Annotated in this window: 19 protein-coding genes; 10 read left to right on the forward strand and 9 right to left on the reverse strand. The window is 62.0% G+C overall.

Translation table 11 applies throughout. The features are described 5' to 3' along the window. Positions 1-113: 113 nt before the first annotated feature. The 4 genes from HQ843_RS21455 to HQ843_RS21470 all read left to right on the forward strand — a co-directional run bounded on the left by HQ843_RS21455 (position 114) and on the right by HQ843_RS21470 (position 4,438). Positions 114-890, forward strand: coding sequence for a VOC family protein (locus HQ843_RS21455; protein WP_180901284.1), 777 nt, complete (start codon positions 114-116; stop codon positions 888-890). A 189-nt stretch (positions 891-1,079) separates the two neighbouring features. After that, the gene (locus HQ843_RS21460) at positions 1,080-2,603 is read left to right on the forward strand and encodes an MFS transporter (protein ID WP_180903314.1); all 1,524 of its coding nucleotides are present in this window, start codon (positions 1,080-1,082) and stop codon (positions 2,601-2,603) included. 268 nt (positions 2,604-2,871) lie between these two features. Continuing rightward, positions 2,872-3,348 (forward strand): transcription elongation factor GreA, encoded by a 477-nt coding sequence (greA, locus tag HQ843_RS21465; protein WP_180901283.1) that lies wholly within the window; start codon positions 2,872-2,874, stop codon positions 3,346-3,348. 28 nt (positions 3,349-3,376) lie between these two features. Beyond that, entirely contained in the window at positions 3,377-4,438 is a 1,062-nt protein-coding gene (locus HQ843_RS21470) for a glycosyltransferase family 10 domain-containing protein (protein WP_246710187.1), read from the forward strand. Here HQ843_RS21470 and HQ843_RS21475 read toward each other — a convergent pair. The 4 genes from HQ843_RS21475 to HQ843_RS21490 all read right to left on the reverse strand — a co-directional run bounded on the left by HQ843_RS21475 (position 4,435) and on the right by HQ843_RS21490 (position 9,830). Continuing rightward, positions 4,435-5,196: a sulfite exporter TauE/SafE family protein gene (locus tag HQ843_RS21475; RefSeq protein ID WP_180901282.1), complete on the reverse strand. Its 762-nt coding sequence runs from the start codon at positions 5,194-5,196 to the stop codon at positions 4,435-4,437. The genes HQ843_RS21470 and HQ843_RS21475 overlap by 4 nt on opposite strands. A 53-nt stretch (positions 5,197-5,249) precedes the next feature. Next, on the reverse strand, positions 5,250-6,254 hold the full coding sequence (pta, locus tag HQ843_RS21480; RefSeq protein WP_180901281.1) for a phosphate acetyltransferase: 1,005 nt from the start codon (positions 6,252-6,254) through the stop codon (positions 5,250-5,252). A 151-nt stretch (positions 6,255-6,405) separates the two neighbouring features. Beyond that, complete coding sequence (xsc, locus tag HQ843_RS21485; protein WP_180901280.1) at positions 6,406-8,181, reverse strand: sulfoacetaldehyde acetyltransferase; 1,776 nt, start codon at positions 8,179-8,181, stop codon at positions 6,406-6,408. 32 nt (positions 8,182-8,213) lie between these two features. Next, entirely contained in the window at positions 8,214-9,830 is a 1,617-nt protein-coding gene (locus HQ843_RS21490; RefSeq protein WP_180901279.1) for a GMC family oxidoreductase, read from the reverse strand. A 117-nt stretch (positions 9,831-9,947) separates the two neighbouring features. Here HQ843_RS21490 and HQ843_RS21495 point away from each other — a divergent pair, with 117 nt between their 5' ends. The 4 genes from HQ843_RS21495 to HQ843_RS21510 all read left to right on the forward strand — a co-directional run bounded on the left by HQ843_RS21495 (position 9,948) and on the right by HQ843_RS21510 (position 14,169). Continuing rightward, positions 9,948-11,183, forward strand: coding sequence for a TRAP transporter substrate-binding protein (locus tag HQ843_RS21495; protein ID WP_180901278.1), 1,236 nt, complete (start codon positions 9,948-9,950; stop codon positions 11,181-11,183). 94 nt (positions 11,184-11,277) lie between these two features. Continuing rightward, positions 11,278-11,952, forward strand: a complete 675-nt coding sequence (locus tag HQ843_RS21500) for a TRAP transporter small permease (RefSeq protein WP_180901277.1) — start codon at positions 11,278-11,280, stop codon at positions 11,950-11,952. A 10-nt stretch (positions 11,953-11,962) separates the two neighbouring features. Continuing rightward, a complete protein-coding gene (locus HQ843_RS21505; RefSeq protein ID WP_180901276.1) occupies positions 11,963-13,324 on the forward strand; it encodes a TRAP transporter large permease in 1,362 nt (453 codons plus the stop codon). Positions 13,325-13,395: 71 nt separating this feature from the next. Then, positions 13,396-14,169, forward strand: coding sequence for an IclR family transcriptional regulator (locus HQ843_RS21510; protein ID WP_180901275.1), 774 nt, complete (start codon positions 13,396-13,398; stop codon positions 14,167-14,169). Positions 14,170-14,184: 15 nt separating this feature from the next. Here the strand turns inward: HQ843_RS21510 and HQ843_RS21515 are convergent, their stop codons facing one another. After that, positions 14,185-14,979: a M23 family metallopeptidase gene (locus HQ843_RS21515; protein WP_246710188.1), complete on the reverse strand. Its 795-nt coding sequence runs from the start codon at positions 14,977-14,979 to the stop codon at positions 14,185-14,187. Positions 14,980-15,124: 145 nt separating this feature from the next. Between HQ843_RS21515 and HQ843_RS21520 the strand changes: the two genes are divergently transcribed. Together HQ843_RS21520 and HQ843_RS21525 are read left to right on the forward strand one after the other, a co-directional pair. Then, positions 15,125-15,409 (forward strand): BrnT family toxin, encoded by a 285-nt coding sequence (locus HQ843_RS21520; RefSeq protein WP_180901274.1) that lies wholly within the window; start codon positions 15,125-15,127, stop codon positions 15,407-15,409. After that, the gene (locus HQ843_RS21525; RefSeq protein ID WP_180901273.1) at positions 15,384-15,632 is read left to right on the forward strand and encodes a BrnA antitoxin family protein; all 249 of its coding nucleotides are present in this window, start codon (positions 15,384-15,386) and stop codon (positions 15,630-15,632) included. The genes HQ843_RS21520 and HQ843_RS21525 overlap by 26 nt, the downstream gene beginning before the upstream one ends. Positions 15,633-15,655: 23 nt before the next feature. Here HQ843_RS21525 and HQ843_RS21530 read toward each other — a convergent pair whose 3' ends face one another. The 4 genes from HQ843_RS21530 to HQ843_RS21545 form a co-directional block, all read right to left on the reverse strand. Beyond that, entirely contained in the window at positions 15,656-16,027 is a 372-nt protein-coding gene (locus HQ843_RS21530; protein WP_210275300.1) for a hypothetical protein, read from the reverse strand. A gap of 16 nt (positions 16,028-16,043) precedes the next feature. After that, positions 16,044-17,525 (reverse strand): Asp-tRNA(Asn)/Glu-tRNA(Gln) amidotransferase subunit GatA, encoded by a 1,482-nt coding sequence (gene gatA / locus HQ843_RS21535; protein WP_180901272.1) that lies wholly within the window; start codon positions 17,523-17,525, stop codon positions 16,044-16,046. Positions 17,526-17,560: 35 nt separating this feature from the next. Next, complete coding sequence (gene gatC / locus HQ843_RS21540; RefSeq protein ID WP_180901271.1) at positions 17,561-17,848, reverse strand: Asp-tRNA(Asn)/Glu-tRNA(Gln) amidotransferase subunit GatC; 288 nt, start codon at positions 17,846-17,848, stop codon at positions 17,561-17,563. A gap of 72 nt (positions 17,849-17,920) precedes the next feature. Further along, the gene (locus HQ843_RS21545; RefSeq protein WP_180901270.1) at positions 17,921-18,625 is read right to left on the reverse strand and encodes a metal-dependent hydrolase; all 705 of its coding nucleotides are present in this window, start codon (positions 18,623-18,625) and stop codon (positions 17,921-17,923) included. Positions 18,626-18,679 lie beyond the last annotated feature (54 nt).

Consider the following 18,679-nt stretch of genomic DNA (forward strand, 5'->3'; position numbering starts at 1 on the left):
TCGGCTGCTAAAATCGCACACTTGAAATCGGATCAAGGTTGACCGAGGCATTATACGTTGATATCAACTCAAAATCCGAGCAATACCGGTTTTTAGGACAGGGAGAAAACCGCATGGCGAACGAATTTGTCTGGTACGATCTGATGACGAGCGATGCCGAATCCGCGAAGGCATTTTACAAGAATGTCGTCGGCTGGAAGGCCCAGGATGCAGGTCATCCCGACATGCCTTACACGCTTCTGGGCATCGAGGGCTATGAGAGCCATGTCTGCGGCCTGATGGAACTGACCGAGGACATGTGCGCGCAGGAAATTCCGCCGCACTGGATGGGCTATGTCCATGTCGAGGATGTCGACGCCAAGGCCGCAGAATTCAAAGACGCGGGCGGAGGCGTGCTCATGGCGCCGCATGACATTCCGGGAGTCGGCCGTTTCGCGGTCGTGAGCGATCCGCAGGGCGCGGCGATCAGTATTTTCAAGCCGATCCCGCCGGAAGGCGGAATGCCGGAAATGCCGCCGGGAGGCGCGACCGGGACCGTGGCATGGCGCGAACTCTACACCCGCGATCCCGAAGCTGCCGTCACCTTCTACGGCAAGATGTTCGGCTGGAAGCAGACGCAGGCGATGGATATGGGGCCAATGGGCAAATACCACCTCTTCGCCGGCGATGGCGACGATCTTGGCGGCATGATGCGGATGCCGGAGGGCATGCCGGTTCCAGCCTGGAGCTATTACTTCCAGGTCGACGGCCTCAACGCCGCCATCGAACGGGTGAAGGCCGGCGGCGGGCAATTGCTCAACGGCCCGATGGACGTGCCGGACGGCGCGGTCGTCGCCCAGTTTCTCGATCCGCAGGGCGCGTACTTCTGTCTCGTCTCGATGCAGCGCTGAAGCAGCGACGCCATCACAACACGCTTGCGCCGGAGGCACCTCCGGCGCAAATTTTTGTTCGGACCGATCCGGTGCGGACCGGTTCTCCATCCCCACGCGCGCAAAAACGAAGTATCAGAGTGCATCCGCGATTCGGGGAAACGCGGACATATCTCGCGTAAACCTGGTGTCGAATCCGGAGCATAGATCATGACCGAAACCGTCAAGGCGACCCGCCGCGAATGGGTGGGCCTCGTGGTCCTGTCCGTCGCCTGCCTGGTCTATTCAATGGACCTTTCGGTGCTGTTCCTCGCCATCCCCTCGATCGTGCGGGAACTGGAACCGACCGCGCCGCAGATTTTGTGGATGAACGATATCTACGGCTTCATGGTCGCGGGCTTCCTGGTGACGATGGGCGGTCTGGGCGACCGGATCGGGCGGCGCAAGCTGCTGCTGATCGGGGCCGCCGCCTTCGCCGTGACCTCGATTCTCGCCGCCATGGCCCCGACGGCGGGCATGCTGATCTTCGCCCGCGCGCTGCTCGGCATTGCCGGCGCCACGGTGGCGCCCTCGACGCTGTCGCTGATCATGAACATGTTTCGCGACGAGAACGAACGCAACCGCGCGATCGGCGTCTGGGGCACGGCCTTTGCGCTCGGCGGCCTCGTCGGCCCGCTGATCGGCGGGGTGCTGCTCCATTTCTTTCACTGGGGCTCGGTGTTCCTGATCAACGTGCCGATCATGCTCGCGCTTCTGGCAAGCGGCCCGTTTCTGCTGCCGGAATACCGTTCGGGCGAGAGCCCTCGGCTCGATATCGCAAGCGTATTGCTGTCGCTTGCGACCGTGTTGCCGGTGATCTACGGGCTGAAGCAGATCGCGGCCCATGGCTTTCACGCAACCGACCTGTTGCCGGTGGCCGCCGGGATTGCCTTCGGCGTTCTGTTTGTCCGGCGGCAAAACCGGATAGCCGAGCCGTTGATCGACCTCAAGCTCTTCCGTCTGCCGGCCTTCACGGTATCGATGCTGGTCAACATGGCGGTGGTGTTCTTTATCTTCTCGATCTTCCTGCTGCAGGCCCAGTTCTTCCAGCTCGTGCTGGGAATGAGCCCGCTGGAGGCAGCACTCTGGAGCGCCCTGCCCGGCCTGTTCTTCACCGCCATGTCGCTGCAGGCCTGGCGCGTGACCAACCGCTTCGGCCCGATCCCGACCGTCGTCACAGGACTGGCGATCAACGCGGTCGGGGCCGCGGCCATCGGCCTTTCGGCCTATTACCAGAGCCTTGCCGGGATGCTGATCGCCAATGTCATCCTCGGCGCAGGCTTCATTCCGGCCATCCTGACGACCACCGGGCTGATCATCGGCTCGGCGCCGCCCGAGCGCGGCGGGGTCGCCTCGGCGATGTCGGAAACCTGCGCCGAATTCGGCGGCGCTCTCGGCGTCGGCCTCCTGGGAAGCCTTGCGACAATCGTCTACCGCTTCGCCATGCAGCCGGTGGACCTTTCGGCCTTGCCTGCGACCGCCGCCTACGAAACCGGCCAGACGCTCGCCGGCGCCGTAGACGCCGCCCGCGAGCTTGGCGTCAGCGATGCCCCGTGGCTCGCCGCCGCGCGCGATGCCTATTGCGCAAGCTTCGCCGTCTGCGCGCTGGTCGCGGTGATCGCCCTGCTCGCCCTGTCTTTTGCCGCAAACAGGGTTTACCGCAAGGAGCCGCCGCGCCCGGTGGAAGCGCACTGACGCGCTCCGGCCCGAAAAAGGCGGCCACGGCCGCCATCGCTGACCGATTGACGATTTGTCTGGAAATCGCGCCGCCGCATCTGTTATAAGTTTCGCCAGCTATGAAACTGGTTCCGGGGTCACGCTTCGGAACCTGTTTCTTTTTGTGTTGCAGAACGGCGGAAGCTTCCCAAGTGAATGGCTGTTCGCCCCACGAAATCAAAGAACACGCACGGATGTGACGGAGCCCGTCTCCGCCGCGTCGAAAGTCAGACCAAAGGACAAGAATATGGTCGAGAAAGTACCGATGACGAAGATCGGGGCTGCCAAGCTCAACGAGGAACTGCGCTGGCGCCAGCAGGAGGAACGTCCCCGGATCATTCAGGCAATCGCGGAAGCGCGCGCCCATGGCGACCTTTCCGAAAATGCCGAATACCACGCCGCCAAGGAAGCCCAGAGCTACAATGAGGGCCGGATCGGCGAACTTGAGGATGTCACCACCCGCGCGGAGATATTCGACCCCTCCAAGATGTCGGGCGGCAAGGTCCGTTTTGGCGCGACCGTCAAGCTCGTGGACGAGGACACCGAGGAGAAGAAGGTCTACCAGATCGTCGGCGACCTCGAAGCTGACGTGAAGGAAGGCCGTATCTCGATCTCTTCCCCGATCTCGCGCGCCCTGATCGGCAAGGAAGTCGGCGATTCGATCGAGGTGAATGCGCCGGGTGGAGCCCGCGCCTATGAAATTCTGGAAGTCTTCTGGAAATAGAACGACTTCTCGCATCCAGTGGTCTGACATGACGATCAAGGTCAAAGTTCTAAGCCGTTCCCAGCCGATAAACCCCAGACTCACCCGGCAATTGCCCACAGGCTGGTCCGAAGCCAACGGCCTCGATTTCGTGTTCGATCCCGATGCGAGGGTTTACGACTGGCTGGTCGTCTATGACGACCTTCCCCGGTCTACCGGCATAACCGAGGAACGGCTTGCCTGCCCGCCCGAAAACACGTTGCTGGTCACCTCGGAGCCAAGCGGCGTCAAGGTCTACGGCCGGTCTTTTGTCCGCCAGTTCGGTCATGTCCTGACCAGCCAGGAGCCGATTGCGCTGCGCCATCCCGGCCGTATCTGGCACCAGGCCGGGCTGACATGGTTTTATGGCATGGACGAAGATCACAATGACTTTCTGTCCGTCGACGAGATCGCACACCGCTTCCCCGAAAAGACCGAGACCGTGGCGACCGTCTGCTCCAGCAAGCGGCAGAGCCATACGCTTCACCGCCTGCGCTACGACTTCACGGAATATGCCGCCAGACACCTGCCCGAGCTTCAGGTCTTCGGGCATGGCCGCCGCTATATGGACGACAAGGCCGAGGCTATCGACAGGTTTCGCTACCATCTGGCGATCGAAAACCACGTCGCGCCGCACCACATCACCGAAAAACTCTCGGACCCGTTTCTCGGCCTGTCGCTGCCATTCTATTTCGGCGCGCCCAATGTCTTCGACTACTTTCCCGCCGAAAGCGTCATTCCCGTCGACATCCGCAAGCCCGCCGAAGCCGTGACGATGATAAGAGCGGCAATCGACTCGAATGAATACGAAAAGCGCTTGCCGGCCATCATCGAGGCCAGGCGGCGCGTGATCGAGGACTATAACTTTTTTTCGCTGGTTTCACAGATCGTCCACCGGGACGAAGCCGCTCGCTATATTCCCGATGTCACCAGGATCCGCAGCCAGCACGCCGCCCGCAAGGCGGCGCCGGTTTCGGGTATCGCAGATTTCGCCTTCCGCACGGCCCTTCAGTTCAAGAATCGCATCGCGAACCTGCGCTCGCCTGACTGGAGCAGCCCCGAGGCGTTTTAGAGCCGCCACCAGGCCGAGATGCCGAGGACAATGCCGAAAAGCGCCGAACAGACCATCGCCGACAGCGCCACGTTGCGATAGCTCGCCTCAGAACCGCGCCGGAAGAAATACGCGCCAAGCGCCGATCCGGCCGCGCACAGGGGCGCGGAAAACAGCCCGAGCAGGACGACATGGAGGTGGAGCGAGCCGTCAAACGCCGCCGTCGCCAGAGCGAAAACCGCGAGAATCGCAAAGAGGATTATCATCGACGCCCGCTTGGCCCGCGCCGGCACCTCGCGCGCGAGAAAATAGGCGACGACCGGCGGACCGGGGGCTGCGGCAAGCCCGCTGAACAGGCCTGCGAAAAAACCGACCGCCGTGGTCGCGACCGGGCCCGGACGGGCTCCGAGCGAAAACCTGAAAAACAGCGCCGCAGCGGCCGCGGCGGTAATCGAGCCGATCACGATCTGCGCCAGCCAGAGCGGCACGACGGAGATGAACAGCAACCCCACCGGCGTGCCGAACAGCGCTGCAAGCGTCAACATGCCGACGGCCCGGCGATCGGCATGGCCGATACATTCCGGCAGATCGATCAGGGTCAGCGAGATCTGCACGACCAGCACCGCCAGAACGGCGTCGGCCGGCGGCACCAGCAGCACCAGAAACGGCATCGCAACCAGCGCCATGCCGAATCCGGCCAGTCCGCGCAGGAAAGCGCCCGCCGCGAGACAGGCCGCAAAGCCAGCAAACACCGGAAGGGAAATGGCAAGGTCGGGCATTGGCCCTCACCGCATGCCGACGGAACAGGCGAACCTGCGGACGCGAAAACAGCTCATTCCTGCGCGCCCGCCTGGCAGGCGGTCACCGCGATCATATCGAGCACGTCCTGAGCCGAGCAACCGCGCGACAGGTCGTTTGCCGGCTTGTCGAGGCCCTGAAGCACGGGACCGATGGCCGACGCGCCGCCAATGCGCTGGGCGATCTTGTAGCCGATATTGCCGGCCTGAAGATCGGGAAAGATGAAGATATTGGCCTCTCCGCCGAGCGGTTCGGCAGCGCCCTTGGACTTTGCGATCTCGGGCACGAACGCCGCATCGAACTGCAGCGCGCCGTCGACCAGCAGATCCGGCCGGTTGAGCCGCACCAGCTTCACGGCCTGCTCGACCTTGTCGACCATGGGATGGGAAGCGCTGCCGCGCGTGGCAAAGGAAAGCATCGCGATCCGCGGCGTGTCGCCGGTCAGCATGGTATAGGAGCCTGCCGCCGCGATCGCGATCTTGCTGAGTTCCGCCGCATCCGGATCGATGACCAACCCGCAATCGGAAAACAGGAAAGCGCCCTTCCTGGAATGGTGCTCGCCTTCCAGCATCATCAGGAAGAAGCTGGAAACCAAACGGGTGCCGGGTGCGGCCCCGATCACCTGGATCGCGGTTCTGACGACATCGGCGGTCGAGCACGCGGCTCCCGACACCGTGCCGTCGGCATGCCCGGCCTTCACCATCAGCGCCGCGAAGACATAAGGGTTGCGCGCAGCCTTGGCGGCATCCTCCTCGGTGATGCCCTTGTGTTTGCGCAGCGTGAAATAGAGCTTCGAAAGCTCGGGCAGAAGCGGCGAGCTTTCCGGGGCGACGACCTCGATGGCTTCGGGACGGGCGATGCCGATCCCGGCGCAAAGCGCGTCGATGTCGCCTTCCGCGCCGACCAGAATAATACGGGCAACCCCCATATCCGCCGCCTTGCAGGCGGCCTCCAATACGCGCCTGTCGTGCGATTCCGGCAGAATGATCGTCTTGTTCAGGCGCTTCGCATTGGCGAAAATCTTCTCAAGCTGGTTCATGTTCTCACCTTACGATTACGATTGCGCTGATCGGGACGACGAGGCCCATAAAAGGCATTTAGGGGACGATTGGCAAGATCGATCGCGGCCTCATTTTCAACAGATAAAGGCGAGGAGGCCTCGCCTCCCCGCCATTGGCTCCGCCGTCAGGTCAGACGGCCTGTTTGCGCATGTCCGCCCGGTTGATGCCGGCGACCGAAACCGGCTTCTTCATCGCGTCGCGACGGAAGGGCTCGCCGAGTTCCTGGTTCAGCACCACCTCGATGAAGGTCGATTGCTTTTCCTTCATCTGGCGTTCGACAGCCTTTTCGAGTTCGGCGGAAAGCTGGTCCATCGATGTCACCTGCACGCCTTCGACGCCGCAGGCTTTCGCGATATCGGCGTAGCGGACATCGAGCGAGAGTTCGGTACCCACGAAATTATCGTCGAACCACAGCGTGGTGTTGCGTTTTTCGGCGCCCCACTGGTAGTTGCGGAAGATCACCATCGTGATCGCCGGCCACGTGTCGCGCTTCAGCGACACCATCTCGTTCATCGAGATGCCGAAGGCGCCGTCGCCCGCAAAACCGACAACCGGCGTGTCCGGCTGGCCGATCTTGGCGCCGACGATCGCCGGGAAACCGTAACCGCAGGGACCGAACAGCCCGGGGGCGAGATATTTGCGCCCCTCCTCGAAGGTCGGGTAGGCATTGCCGATCGCGCAGTTATTGCCGATGTCGGAGGTGATGATCGCATCCTTGGGCAGCGTCTTCTGGATCGCGCGCCATGCCATGCGCGGGCTCATCCGCTCCGGTTCGCGGTCGCGGGCGCGCTCGTTCCAGCTGGTGCCCGCATCGTCCTCCTCATGATCGAGCGAGGTCAGTTCCTGCGCCCAGGCGGACTTGGTCTTCGCGATCAGCGCCTTGCGGTCGTCGCGATCGATATCACCCGCATTGCCGGCAAGCCTGTCGAGAATCCCGGTGGCGACCTTGTTCGAATCGCCGACGATGCCGACACTCACAGCCTTGGTGAGGCCGATCCGGTCCGGATTGATATCGACCTGAATGATCGCCGCATCCTTCGGCCAGTAGTCGATGCCGTAGCCCGGCAGCGTCGAGAACGGGTTGAGGCGGGTGCCGAGCGCCAGCACGACATCGGCCCTGGCGATCAGCTCCATCGCCGCCTTTGAGCCATTATAGCCAAGCGGCCCGGCAAACAGCGGATGATTGCCGGGAAAGGCGTCATTGTGCTGGTAGCCGACGCAGACCGGCGCATCCAGCCGTTCGGCAAGCGCCCTCGATGCCTCGATCGCGCCGCCGAGAACGACGCCCGCGCCATTGAGGATCACCGGGAATTTGGCTTCGCTCAGAAGCTTCGCGGCGCGGTCGATCGCCTGTTCACCGCCGGCCGGGCGTTCGAATTCGACGATCGCCGGCAGTTCGATATCGATGACCTGGGTCCAGAAATCGCGCGGAATGTTGATCTGCGCCGGGCCGCAGGCGCGCTTGGCCTTCAGGATCACGCGGTTCAGCACCTCGGCGATGCGGGACGCGTCGCGCACCTCTTCCTGATACGCGACCATGTCCTTGAACAACGCCATCTGCTCGACTTCCTGAAAGCCGCCCTGCCCGATGGTCTTGTTGGCGGCCTGCGGGGTCACCACCAGAAGCGGGGTATGGTTCCAGTAGGCGGTCTTGACCGGCGTGACCAGCGAGGTGATGCCCGGCCCGTTCTGGGCAACGACCATCGACATCTTGCCGGTCGCGCGGCTGTAGCCGTCGGCCATCATTCCGGCATTGCATTCATGGGCACAGTCCCAGAATTCGATACCGGCCTGCGGGAAAAGGTCGGAAATCGGCATCATCGCCGAACCGATGATGCCGAAGGCGTGCTCGATGCCGTGCATCTGAAGGACTTTGACGAAAGCCTCTTCGGTGGTCATTTTCATGGGTGGTCTCCTCTACGATATTCTATTCGGTGTCACGCGATCCGGCGGCTATCCTCAAGCACGAGATCGCTGCATTTCTCGCCGATCATGATGGCCGGTGCATTGGTGTTGCCCGAGACGATTTCCGGCATGATGGAACAATCGGCGACGCGAAGCCCGGCAATGCCGCGCACCCGCAGACGCTCGTCGACAACCGCGCGTTCGTCCTGCCCCATGCGGCACGTGCCGGTCGGATGATAGATCGAGGCGGTATGGTTGCGCGCCCAGTCCAGCGTACCCTCGTAGTCATCCATGGCAAGCTCGGCGGTGGGCCTGAACTCCTCGGCGATCTTCGATTTGAGCGGGGCGTGGCGCGCGATCTTGCGGGCGATCTTCACGCCCTCGACGATGGTGCGCCGGTCGGTCTCGGTCGACAGATAATGCGGGAAGATCTTCGGATAGGTGCGCGGGTCCGGCCCGTTGAGCACGATCTCGCCCCGGCTTTCGGGACGCAACTGGCAGACCGACATGGTGAAGGCGGAAAACGGATGCACGCCCTCGCCCGGATTGTCGGCGGACCATGGCTGGACATGAAACTGGATATCCGGGGTTTCCACATGGTCGCCGGTGCGCATGAAGCCGGTGGCGAGGCTTGCCGCCATCGCCATGGGGCCGGCGCGGAACATCGCGTATTTCAGCGCGATCCGCGCCTGATTGAACAGCGAACGGACCTCGTCATTCAGCGTCGGCTCGTTGCATTTGAACACTAGACGAGCCTGAAGATGATCCTGCAGGTTGCGCCCGACATCCGGCGCGTGATGGACGACCTCGATGCCGTTATCCTTCAGCCGCGCGCCGTCGCCGATGCCGGAGAGCATCAGCAGTTGCGGCGAGTTGATCGTGCCGGTGGACAGGATCACCTCGCGCCGGCAGGTCACCAATGCGTCCCGGTTGCCGTTCGCCAGATAGCTCACGCCGGTGGCGCGGCCATTTTCGATAACAACCTTCTTCACCAGCGCGCCGGTGACGATCTTCAGGTTGGGGCGTTTCTTGACCGGATTGAGGAAGGCGACGGCGGCGCTGCAGCGCCTGCCCTTGCGGGCGGTGAGCTGAAAATAGCCGACGCCCTCCTGGGTCTCGCCGTTGTAATCCGGATTGAACGGGTAGCCCGCCTCGTTGGCGGCCGCCACCCAGGCATCGCAGATCGGGCGTTGCAGCCGCATGTTCGAGACCGACAGTTCGCCCTCGGTGCCATGAAACTGGTCGGCTCCGCGCTCCTGGTTCTCCGAGCGCTTGAACAGCGGCAGCACATCTTCCCAGCTCCAGCCGCGATTGCCCATCTGCGCCCAGCGGTCATAATCCTGTTGCTGTCCGCGCACATAAAGCAGGCCGTTGAGCGAGGATGAGCCGCCGAGCACCTTGCCGCGCGGCCAGTCGAGCGAACGGCCGTTAAGTCCGGGATCGGGCTCGGTCTTGTAGCACCAGTCGACCGTCGGATTGTGCATCATCTTGAAATAGCCGACGGGGATGTGGATCCAGGGATTGCGATCGGCAGGGCCCGCCTCCAGCAACACGACGCTGACATCGGGGTCGGCGCTCAGCCTGTTGGCGATGACGCAGCCGGCGGAACCCGCGCCGACGATCACATAATCTGCTTCCAGCCGCTCCATCAGCCCCCCTCAAGCCCTGAATTTGCCGCCGAAGCGACGAAAGTATCTTGCAAGGGCATTCGATATATGATTGATTTCGATACCGCAAGTCTCATTTTTTCATAGGGAGGGAAGAAAATGACGACACTGGACGAGAAACTGCGTGGCATATCGCGCCGCGATCTTTTCAAATTATCGGGACGTTTCGGACTGAGCTCGACGCTGCTTGCGGCAAGCTCGATGGCGGGTGTCATCACCCTGCCGAGCCTGGCAAAAGCCGTTGAATCCACATATGAAAAGCGCTTCGGCAATGAGCCGAAATACACGCTGAAATACGGCGCGTCCGGCTTCAACGCCCAGAACACGCTGATCGAGCGCGTCGGCTGCCTCGAATTCGCCCGCGATCTCGAGGAGCGCACCAACGGCCTGGTCCGGGTCGAGTTCATCGGCGACAACCAGATCTGCGGCCAGCTCAACTGCGTCGAGAAGACCCAGCTCGGCATCGTCGACATGTACACCGCCTCGACCCAAAACTCGGCCGGCGGCGCGCCTTATCTGAACGTGCTGGACTATGCCTATATGTTCCCGGGCCGGGCGTCACAGTATCACTTCTTCTATAGCCCCGAGTCGCAGCGCATCCTGCGCGATCCGCTGGAAAAGCGCCATGGACTGAAGTTCCTGTTCACGCATTGCGAACTGCGCGGCATCCAGCTCGGCCTGAAATATTCCGACAAGCCGACGATCACCAGGCTCGACGAACTGTTCGGCACCAAGAACCGCGTGACCGGCACCCAGCTCGGCCGTATCGCCATGCAGCTTCTGAACCTCAATCCGGTTCCGATCGCATGGGAAGAAACGCTGGACGGCCTGAAGCAGGGCCTGATCGACGGCGCCGAAACCTGGGCATCGGCCGTGGCCTACGCCAACATGGCGCCGGTGGTCTCGCAATCCGTGGACCTGAAATTCTTCTGCGGCACCGAGCATACCTCGATGAACGCCAAGGTGTTCGACAGCTTCGAGCCGGAAGTGCAGGACGCCGTGATGGAATCGTCCTACCTGACGCAGGTGCTGATCCAGGGCGCCAACGAGGCGGCTCTGCTGAACACGGTCGGTTTCTCCGATCCGCAGCTTCCCAATACGATATTCGCCGACAACAATGTCCGTCCGGCCTTCCTCGCCGACGACCAGATCAAGATGGCGGAAGAAATGTGCTCGCCGGAATACAATCCGGAGCCCTGGGCACAGTGGCGCGAGCGCCTCAACAACTGGGCCGGCGGGATCGACACCTATACCGAGATCAGCGCCATCGCGCGCGAAGTCCCGGCAGACATGCGGCCGGAAAACGTCGAGCCGCGCCGCTGGTGGAAGAGCTGATCCGCTTCCGGTGATATAGAATCTGCAGCCGGCGTTTCGAGGAGAGATGCCGGCTGTCGACAATAATACCGATCAGTTCGGTTTGGGGAGGAGAATGACGTTGGATTCGTTGTTTGGCGGCGCCTGGTCGATCGTCGCGTCGATCGGAAGCTGGGATTCATGGACGATAAGTGACGCAATGCGATCCGATGGCGCATGGCTCGTCGGTCTGGTTGTGACGATTGTGGGCGGCCTGCTGGTGGCGTTCATCTATGCCCGCCTGCCGTTCCTCGAAAGACATCTCGAAAAGAGTGTGATGATCTGGTCCTATCTCCTGATCGCCACGATCCTCGCCGTCGAAGTCGTCAGACGTTTCGTGTTCTCCGTTCAGGAGCCATGGTCGACCACGCTGCCGCCATTCCTGTTCCTTTTCATGACCTGGGCCGGCTGCTCCTATAATATGAAATTCCGTAACCATCTGAGCTTCGCCGAGTTTCGCGGCATGCTTCCGCGCGCCGGACAATTCGCCTGCCTCATGCTCGATGCCGCGCTCTGGGTGGTGTTTTCCTGGGTGGTGATCGTCACCTCGACGCGGGTGGTGTTCAATGCGGCCGCCAACTTCCAGATCCTGCTTGGCACCGATAACGTGCTGCAATGGTGGCTTCTGACCTCCGTGCCGGTCAGCTTCCTGCTGATGGCCGGTCGGGCCTTCGAGAATCTGGCGATCGACTATCAGAATTACCGGACCGGCGCGCCGCTGATCGCCGCCTCCGCCCAATTCGGCGACTGAGGAGCATTTCATGTCCGATTCTCTCTGGGTCACCCTCATCTCTCTCGGCGCCACAGCGGTTTTCCTGCTCGGCGTCCCCGTTCTGCTGGTCATCGGCATGTGGGTCATCGGCATGAGCCTGCTGCTCGGCCTGCCGCTCGACAATCTCGGCTCCGCGCTTTCCGACGTCTTCACCGATGGCTTCGCGCTGCTCGCCATGCCGCTGTTCATCCTGACCGGCGACCTGATCAACCAGTCCGGCATTGCGCGCCGCATGTCGGATTTCGCCTATTCGTGCCTCGGCTGGCTGCGCGGCGGCCTGGCCATGGCCGCGATCGGCGCCTGCGGCCTGTTTGCCGCGATCTCCGGCTCCAATTCGGCGACCACCGCCACGATCGGCTCGATGCTGCATCCGGAAATGAAGAAGGGCGGCTATGACGAGCGCTTCTCGGCGGCAACGGCTGCCGCCGGCGGCACGCTCGGCATCATCATTCCGCCGTCGATCATCTTCATCGTCTACGGCTTCCTGATGAACCTGCCGATCTCCGAACTGTTCGTCGCCGGCATCATTCCCGGCCTGCTGATGGGCTTTTCGATGATGCTGTTCTGCTGGGTCATCTGCTCGATCAACGGATGGGGCCATCTGATCCGGCTTCAGCCTTCGCGGGTACTCAAGACCGCGATCGGCTCGTGGCTCGGCTTCTTTGCCATCGGCATCGTGCTGTGGGGCATCTACACCGGCAAGTTCTCTCCGACAGAGGCCGCCGCTGTCACGGTCGGCTTCTGCGTCATCGTCGGCTTCATCAGCCTGCCGCTTCACCGCCTGATGGGCTCGCCCAGCGAGGACCGTCCGCCAAGCGAACGCAGCTACGGCGAGATGCTGGTGGTGCGCGGCTTCAGCCCGCTCGACGTTCCGTCGATCACGCTGCGCTCGGCGCAGATCACCGGCATTCTGGCGCCGCTGATCGCGATCTCCGTGGTCATGCAGCAAATTCTTTCGGTGATGGGGGCCGAAGACGCGATCGGCGGTTTCGTGCGCTCCATGGGCGGCTATTATCCGGTGCTGTTCACGGCGATGGGGATCGTCTTCATCACCGGCATGGTGCTCGAAAGCCTGCCGACCACGATCATCATGGCGCCGATCCTCGCCCCGATCGCGGCCTCGATCGGCGTTGACCCGATCCAGTTCGCGGTGATCTTCCTGGTCGGCGCCTCGATCGGCTTCATCACGCCGCCCTACGGGCTGAACCTTTACGTCGCCGCGGGCGTTACCGGCGTGTCCTATTTCAGGATACTCCGTTATATCTACCCCTATATCATTGCGCTTGTCGCGGTGTGGATACTGGTGGCGCTTGTGCCTTCGCTCTCGACGATGCTACTGCCGAACCGGTAAAAGTCCGATAGTGGCGGCGCGATCGCCATTGCCATATTCGAAACCGACCAAAGTGAACGGCAGCATTACCAGTGGATGATCAGACCGGCCAGATACCGACAAACCTTCGCCTGCTGATGGTGCTCGAGGCGCTCGCCGAAGCGGGAGCGCCGGTCACGCCAACGGAAGTCAATCAGACGCTCGGCCTGCCGAAGCCGACGATCCACCGGCTGTTTTCGACGCTCGAGGCCGAGGGCTTCATCCAGCGCGAGATCGACGGCCGCGGCTATTCGCCCGGCAGCCGCCTCAGGATCATGTCGGCGGGCATCATGTCGTCGCTGAGGATCCGCACCGCCCGTCAGGCGATCCTGACGGCGCTCGCCGAACAGATCAACGAGACCTGCAACATCTCGCTGCCCGACCGCGACGCGATGATCTATCTCGAGCGCGTCGAGACCAAATGGCCGCTGAGGATCCAGCTTCCCGTGGGCACGCGGGTGCCGTTCTACTGCACATCCGCCGGCAAGATCTACCTGAGTTCGCTCGATGACAAGCATCTCAACGGCTATCTGAACGCGGCCGAACTCAGCCCGCGCGCGGCCAACACCATGACATCGCCCGAGGCGGTGATGGCCGAGATCAAGCGCATCCGCAAAAACGGCTATTCCACCGACAACGAGGAATTCATGGACGGCATGATCGCCGTCGCGGTTCCGATCCGCGACAGCTTCGGCCGCCTTGTCTCCTCGCTCTCCTTCCACGCCCCGTTGCAGCGGCTCTCGCTCGACGAGGCGATCGGCCATGTCGGCCTGCTGAACGAGGCCTCCGCCAGGCTCTCGGCGCTCATCAGCGCTCCAGCGGACTGAAATCGCGCCGGGCGCTCAGCTTTCGTCGTCGCCGTTCACATATTTCTCGAACTTCGCAAGCGCCGTGCCCTCGAGCCTGCCTTCGCGGATGAAATGGACCTTCCTCGGGTCGACCTTGCGGCCATTGATCGAGACTTCGTAGTGCAGGTGTGCGCCGGTGACGAGACCGGTCTTGCCGACATAGCCGATCAACTGGCCCTGCTCCACATGGCTGCCGACCTTGACGCCCGCGGCGAATTTGCTCTGATGGCTGTAGGCGGTCTGGTAGCCATGGCCGTGATCGATCACCATCTGCTTGCCGTCGCCGCCATGGGTCCCGGCAAATGTCACCGTCCCGTCAGCGGCGGCATAGATCGGCGTGCCGACCGGAGCCGCCCAGTCCGCGCCCGAATGCATGCGCGAATAGCCGAGCACCGGATGATGCCGCCGGCCGAAGCCGGAGGTCGCCCGGCCATCGGGCACCGGGTTGCGCAGCAGATACTGGCCGAGCCGATTGCCATCGCCATCGAAATAACCGGCCTTTCCGCTTTCCGGATCGCGGTAGCGGTAAACGCTGATCCTGTTGCTGCCGAGTTGCAGCACCATGTCGAGCGCTTTCGACGCCGGCGACAAAGTCTGCGCCGGCTTGTCCGCGGCATAGGACAGCCGCAGCCTGTCGTCGGGACCTGCCGCCCCGCCAGCCTCCGACTTGCCTTCCAGCGGGCTTACGAAATGATCGATCGCGGCGGTCTCGTTTTGCGGCGAGAGCGCGGGCGTACAGGCCGACAGCGCAACAAGGCCTGCCAGCATCATCAGGGGAAACGTTTTCAAGCCTTGCCTTCCAAATCAGTTGTCGGCCGGCAAGAGCCCTTGGAAGATGGCGGAAATGACACCCGGTTTCGGCAGGAAAATGATGCCGCGAGAATGTCATGAAATCGCCATTGATCAGCAATACAAATGTAACTACATTTGACCCATGAAGTTTGAATGGGACCGGGTCAAAAGCCTCAGAAACCTGGAAAAGCACGGCATCAGCTTTGAAGACGCCTGCAGGATATTCGAAGGGCCGGTCCTGACGAAACGCGATGACCGCTTCGAGTACGGAGAAGCACGCCACATAAGCATAGGCTGTATCGAGAAGTTGCTGATTATCGTGGTGGTGCACACAGATCGGAACGGTCGCACCCGTCTGATTTCAGCGCGACGCGCCAACAGAAGAGAAAGGGTTCTATTCAATGCCGCTATCGAACGCAAAACTTAAAACCCTTGCCGAACGTGGCGACGACGACATCGACTACAGCGACATTCCGGAACTGGACGAGGCGTTCTTCCGGGAGGCAAAGCTGGTCGAACCCGTCGCCAAGTCGCAGATCACGATGCGACTCGACAGCGATGTCCTTGAATGGTTCAGGTCACAGGGAAAAGGCTATCAGACCCGCATCAACGCGGTTTTGAAGGCCTATATGCGGGCGCAGGAGAAGTAGCAGGACCTGCCGTATAGCTCATATCATGTTCTCTCGTAGATACCGCGCCGACGATATCTGGCATGGCCAAGTAGTGAAAAAACGCCGCCGATTGTCGTGAAATTACACGAGTCGTTTTCGACGCATTCCGGTATGTGCGCATTGGCCCAGGCTCGGGTCAGTATGCCACTGCGAGAAAGTTCAGCAAAAGCCTTTGAAAATTCGGTAAAAGTCACGCCCTTTTCGTGAAGGCGTCCACCTTTGTTGTTTGGAATAAGGTAGACGAGGGCGTCCTCGCCTCTTCGCATGCCTATTCCTTTAACCTTGAAATCACTGCGCGCTTCAGGTTTGGGAATCACAGTTCCGGGCGGAAGCTGACGAATGCGTTCGATGATATCTGCATGTTCAGCTTCCATTCCCGCCTCCCTTTTCCTACCACCACTTCTCCGGCGTGAACCGTCCGGCGGCCTGTTCCATCACCGCGGCGGTGCGGAACAGGGTCTCTTCCTCGAACGGCTTGCCGATGAGCTGGAGGCCGAGGGGAAGGCCCCTGGGATCGAGGCCCGCGGGCACGGAGATGCCCGGAAGGCCGGCCATGTTGACCGTCACCGTGAAGATGTCGTTGAGGTACATCTTCACCGGATCGTTCGCCATGTCCTGATCGGCAATGCCGAAGGCGGCCGATGGGGTGGCAGGCGTCAGGATAGTGTCGATGCCGTCGGCGAACACGGTCTCGAAGTCGCGCCGGATCAGCGTGCGCACCTTCTGGGCCCGCAGGTAATAGGCGTCATAATAGCCGGCCGAAAGCACATAGGTGCCGATCATGATGCGACGCTGCACTTCCTTGCCGAAGCCCTCGGCGCGCGTCTTCTCATACATGTCGGAAATATCCTTGCCGTCCACGCGCAGCCCGTATCTGACGCCGTCATAGCGGGCAAGGTTGGAGGAGGCTTCGGCGGGTGCCACGATGTAATAGGCGGGCAGCGCGTATCTGGTGTGCGGCAGCGAGATATCGACGATCTCGGCGCCGGCATCCTTCAGCATGGCGATGCCCTGTTGCCAGAGCTTTTCGATTTCCTCCGGCATGCCGTCGACGCGGTATTCTCTCGGAATGCCGATCTTCATGCCCTTCACCGACTGGCCGATCGCGGCCTCGTAGTCGGGAACAGGCAGGTCGACCGAGGTCGTGTCCTTGTCATCGACGCTCGCCATGGATTTCAACAGGATTGCCGCATCGCGCACGTCGCGCGCGATCGGACCCGCCTGATCGAGCGACGAGGCGAACGCCACCACGCCAAAGCGCGAGCACCGGCCATAGGTGGGCTTGATGCCGACCGTGCCGGTAAAGGCGGCCGGCTGGCGGATCGACCCGCCGGTATCGGTCGCGGTCGCGCCCGCGCACAGATGCGCGGCAACGGCCGCCGCAGACCCGCCGGACGAGCCGCCCGGCACCAGATCCATGTTCGAGCCCTTGGCCTTCCACGGGTTGATCACCGGCCCGTAATAGGAGGTCTCGTTGGAGGAGCCCATGGCGAACTCGTCCATGTTGAGCTTGCCGAGCATCACCGCGCCGTCATCCCAGAGGTTCTGGGTCACGGTCGATTCATATTTCGGCTTGAAGCCGTCGAGAATGTGGGAGGCCGCCTGGGTGTGGACGTCTCGGGTGCCGAACAGGTCCTTGACGCCGAGCGGAATGCCTTCGAGCGCGCCGGCCGTGCCCTGCGACAGCTTCATGTCGGAAGCCTTGGCCATCGCCGTCGCCTTGTCATGGGTAACGGCGACATAGGCGTTGAAAGCGACGTTATGGTCATCGATCGCCTTCAGATAGGCGGCGGTGAGCTCGGTCGCGGTAATCTCCTTGCCCGTGAGCTTGTCGCGGGCCTCGGCAATGGTCAGGCTGGTCAGTTCGGTCATGGGCATCACTTTGTTGCGGTGGCAAGGTGGAGGGTCTACTCGACGACCTTCGGCACCAGAAAGAAATTGCGTTCCGTCTCGGGCGCGTTGGCGACGATGTCGTCGGCCTTGTCGCCATCGGTGACGACGTCTTCGCGCTTCTTCATCACCATCGGCATCACCGAGGTCATCGGCTCGACGCCCTCGACATTGACCTCGCCCAATTGCTCGACGAAACCGAGGATCGCATTCAGTTCGCCGGTCATGCGCTCGGCCGCCTCATCATCGACGGCGATGCGGGCCAGCTTGGCAACACGTTTTACGGTCGCGGTGTCTACGGACATGAAAGCTCTCCGGTTCTGATTTCTCCCTGACGCTATAAAGGGCGTTACCGCCCTTCGCAACGGGCCAATTGATCAGATGTCGACCGTTTCGCCGGGTTTCGGCGTCAGCACTTCCGTCGGCCCCGACGCCATGCCGGTGACGAAAGACTCCGGCGTCTGGTCGATGATCGGGAATGTGCCGTAATGGATCGGCAGCACGGTCTCGAAGTTGAAATAGCGCTGGCAGGCGAGCGCCGCCACCGCGCCGCCCATGGTAAACCGGTCGCCGATCGGCACCAGGCCGACCTGCGGCGCGTGCAACTCGTTGATCAGCGCCATGTCCGAAAAGATATCGGTGTCGCCCATATGGTAGGTCGTCGGCTCGTCATCGATATGCAGCATCAGCCCGTTCGGATTGCCGAGCGCATGGGACACGCCGTCCTCGGTGATGAAGGCGGAGGAATGCAGCGCATTGGTGAAGGTGACGGTGAAGTTTCCGAAATCGACGGTTCCGCCGGTATTGCCGGCCTCCAGCTTCTCCACCCCCTGCTTGCCGAGCCAGGCGGCAAGGTCGGCATTGGCGAGCACGGTCGCGCCGGTTTCCTTTGCGATCGGCACGGTATCGCCGAGGTGATCGCCGTGGCCATGGGTCAGAAGGATATGGGTGACGCCCTTGACCGCCGCATCGCGATCAAGCCCTTTGAACGACGGGTTCCCGCTCAGGAACGGATCGATGAGAATGGTTGCCTTCGCGGTTTCCAGACGAAACGCGGAATGCCCGAGCCAGGTCAGCTTCATTTTGCTTTTCCTTCTTGGTGGCGTTAAGAGTTCTTCCCAACACCTAACGCGGCC

Source organism: Martelella sp. NC20 (assembly GCF_013459645.1).
Taxonomy (GTDB): Bacteria; Pseudomonadota; Alphaproteobacteria; order Rhizobiales; family Rhizobiaceae; genus Martelella.

What these genes read in the sequence shown, in the direction of transcription:
- xsc (WP_180901280.1), bottom strand. Translation starts at nt 8,181, where the DNA reads ATGAAAATGACCACCGAAGAGGCTTTCGTCAAAGTCCTTCAGATGCAC.
- HQ843_RS21530 (WP_210275300.1), bottom strand. Translation starts at nt 16,027, where the DNA reads ATGGAAGCTGAACATGCAGATATCATCGAACGCATTCGTCAGCTTCCG.
- HQ843_RS21490 (WP_180901279.1), bottom strand. Translation starts at nt 9,830, where the DNA reads ATGGAGCGGCTGGAAGCAGATTATGTGATCGTCGGCGCGGGTTCCGCC.
- gatC (WP_180901271.1), bottom strand. Translation starts at nt 17,848, where the DNA reads ATGTCCGTAGACACCGCGACCGTAAAACGTGTTGCCAAGCTGGCCCGC.
- HQ843_RS21495 (WP_180901278.1), top strand. Translation starts at nt 9,948, where the DNA reads ATGACGACACTGGACGAGAAACTGCGTGGCATATCGCGCCGCGATCTT.
- HQ843_RS21500 (WP_180901277.1), top strand. Translation starts at nt 11,278, where the DNA reads ATGACGTTGGATTCGTTGTTTGGCGGCGCCTGGTCGATCGTCGCGTCG.
- HQ843_RS21460 (WP_180903314.1), top strand. Translation starts at nt 1,080, where the DNA reads ATGACCGAAACCGTCAAGGCGACCCGCCGCGAATGGGTGGGCCTCGTG.
- HQ843_RS21520 (WP_180901274.1), top strand. Translation starts at nt 15,125, where the DNA reads ATGAAGTTTGAATGGGACCGGGTCAAAAGCCTCAGAAACCTGGAAAAG.
- HQ843_RS21475 (WP_180901282.1), bottom strand. Translation starts at nt 5,196, where the DNA reads ATGCCCGACCTTGCCATTTCCCTTCCGGTGTTTGCTGGCTTTGCGGCC.
- HQ843_RS21545 (WP_180901270.1), bottom strand. Translation starts at nt 18,625, where the DNA reads ATGAAGCTGACCTGGCTCGGGCATTCCGCGTTTCGTCTGGAAACCGCG.
- HQ843_RS21505 (WP_180901276.1), top strand. Translation starts at nt 11,963, where the DNA reads ATGTCCGATTCTCTCTGGGTCACCCTCATCTCTCTCGGCGCCACAGCG.
- gatA (WP_180901272.1), bottom strand. Translation starts at nt 17,525, where the DNA reads ATGACCGAACTGACCAGCCTGACCATTGCCGAGGCCCGCGACAAGCTC.
- greA (WP_180901283.1), top strand. Translation starts at nt 2,872, where the DNA reads ATGGTCGAGAAAGTACCGATGACGAAGATCGGGGCTGCCAAGCTCAAC.
- HQ843_RS21470 (WP_246710187.1), top strand. Translation starts at nt 3,377, where the DNA reads ATGACGATCAAGGTCAAAGTTCTAAGCCGTTCCCAGCCGATAAACCCC.
- HQ843_RS21455 (WP_180901284.1), top strand. Translation starts at nt 114, where the DNA reads ATGGCGAACGAATTTGTCTGGTACGATCTGATGACGAGCGATGCCGAA.
- HQ843_RS21525 (WP_180901273.1), top strand. Translation starts at nt 15,384, where the DNA reads ATGCCGCTATCGAACGCAAAACTTAAAACCCTTGCCGAACGTGGCGAC.
- pta (WP_180901281.1), bottom strand. Translation starts at nt 6,254, where the DNA reads ATGAACCAGCTTGAGAAGATTTTCGCCAATGCGAAGCGCCTGAACAAG.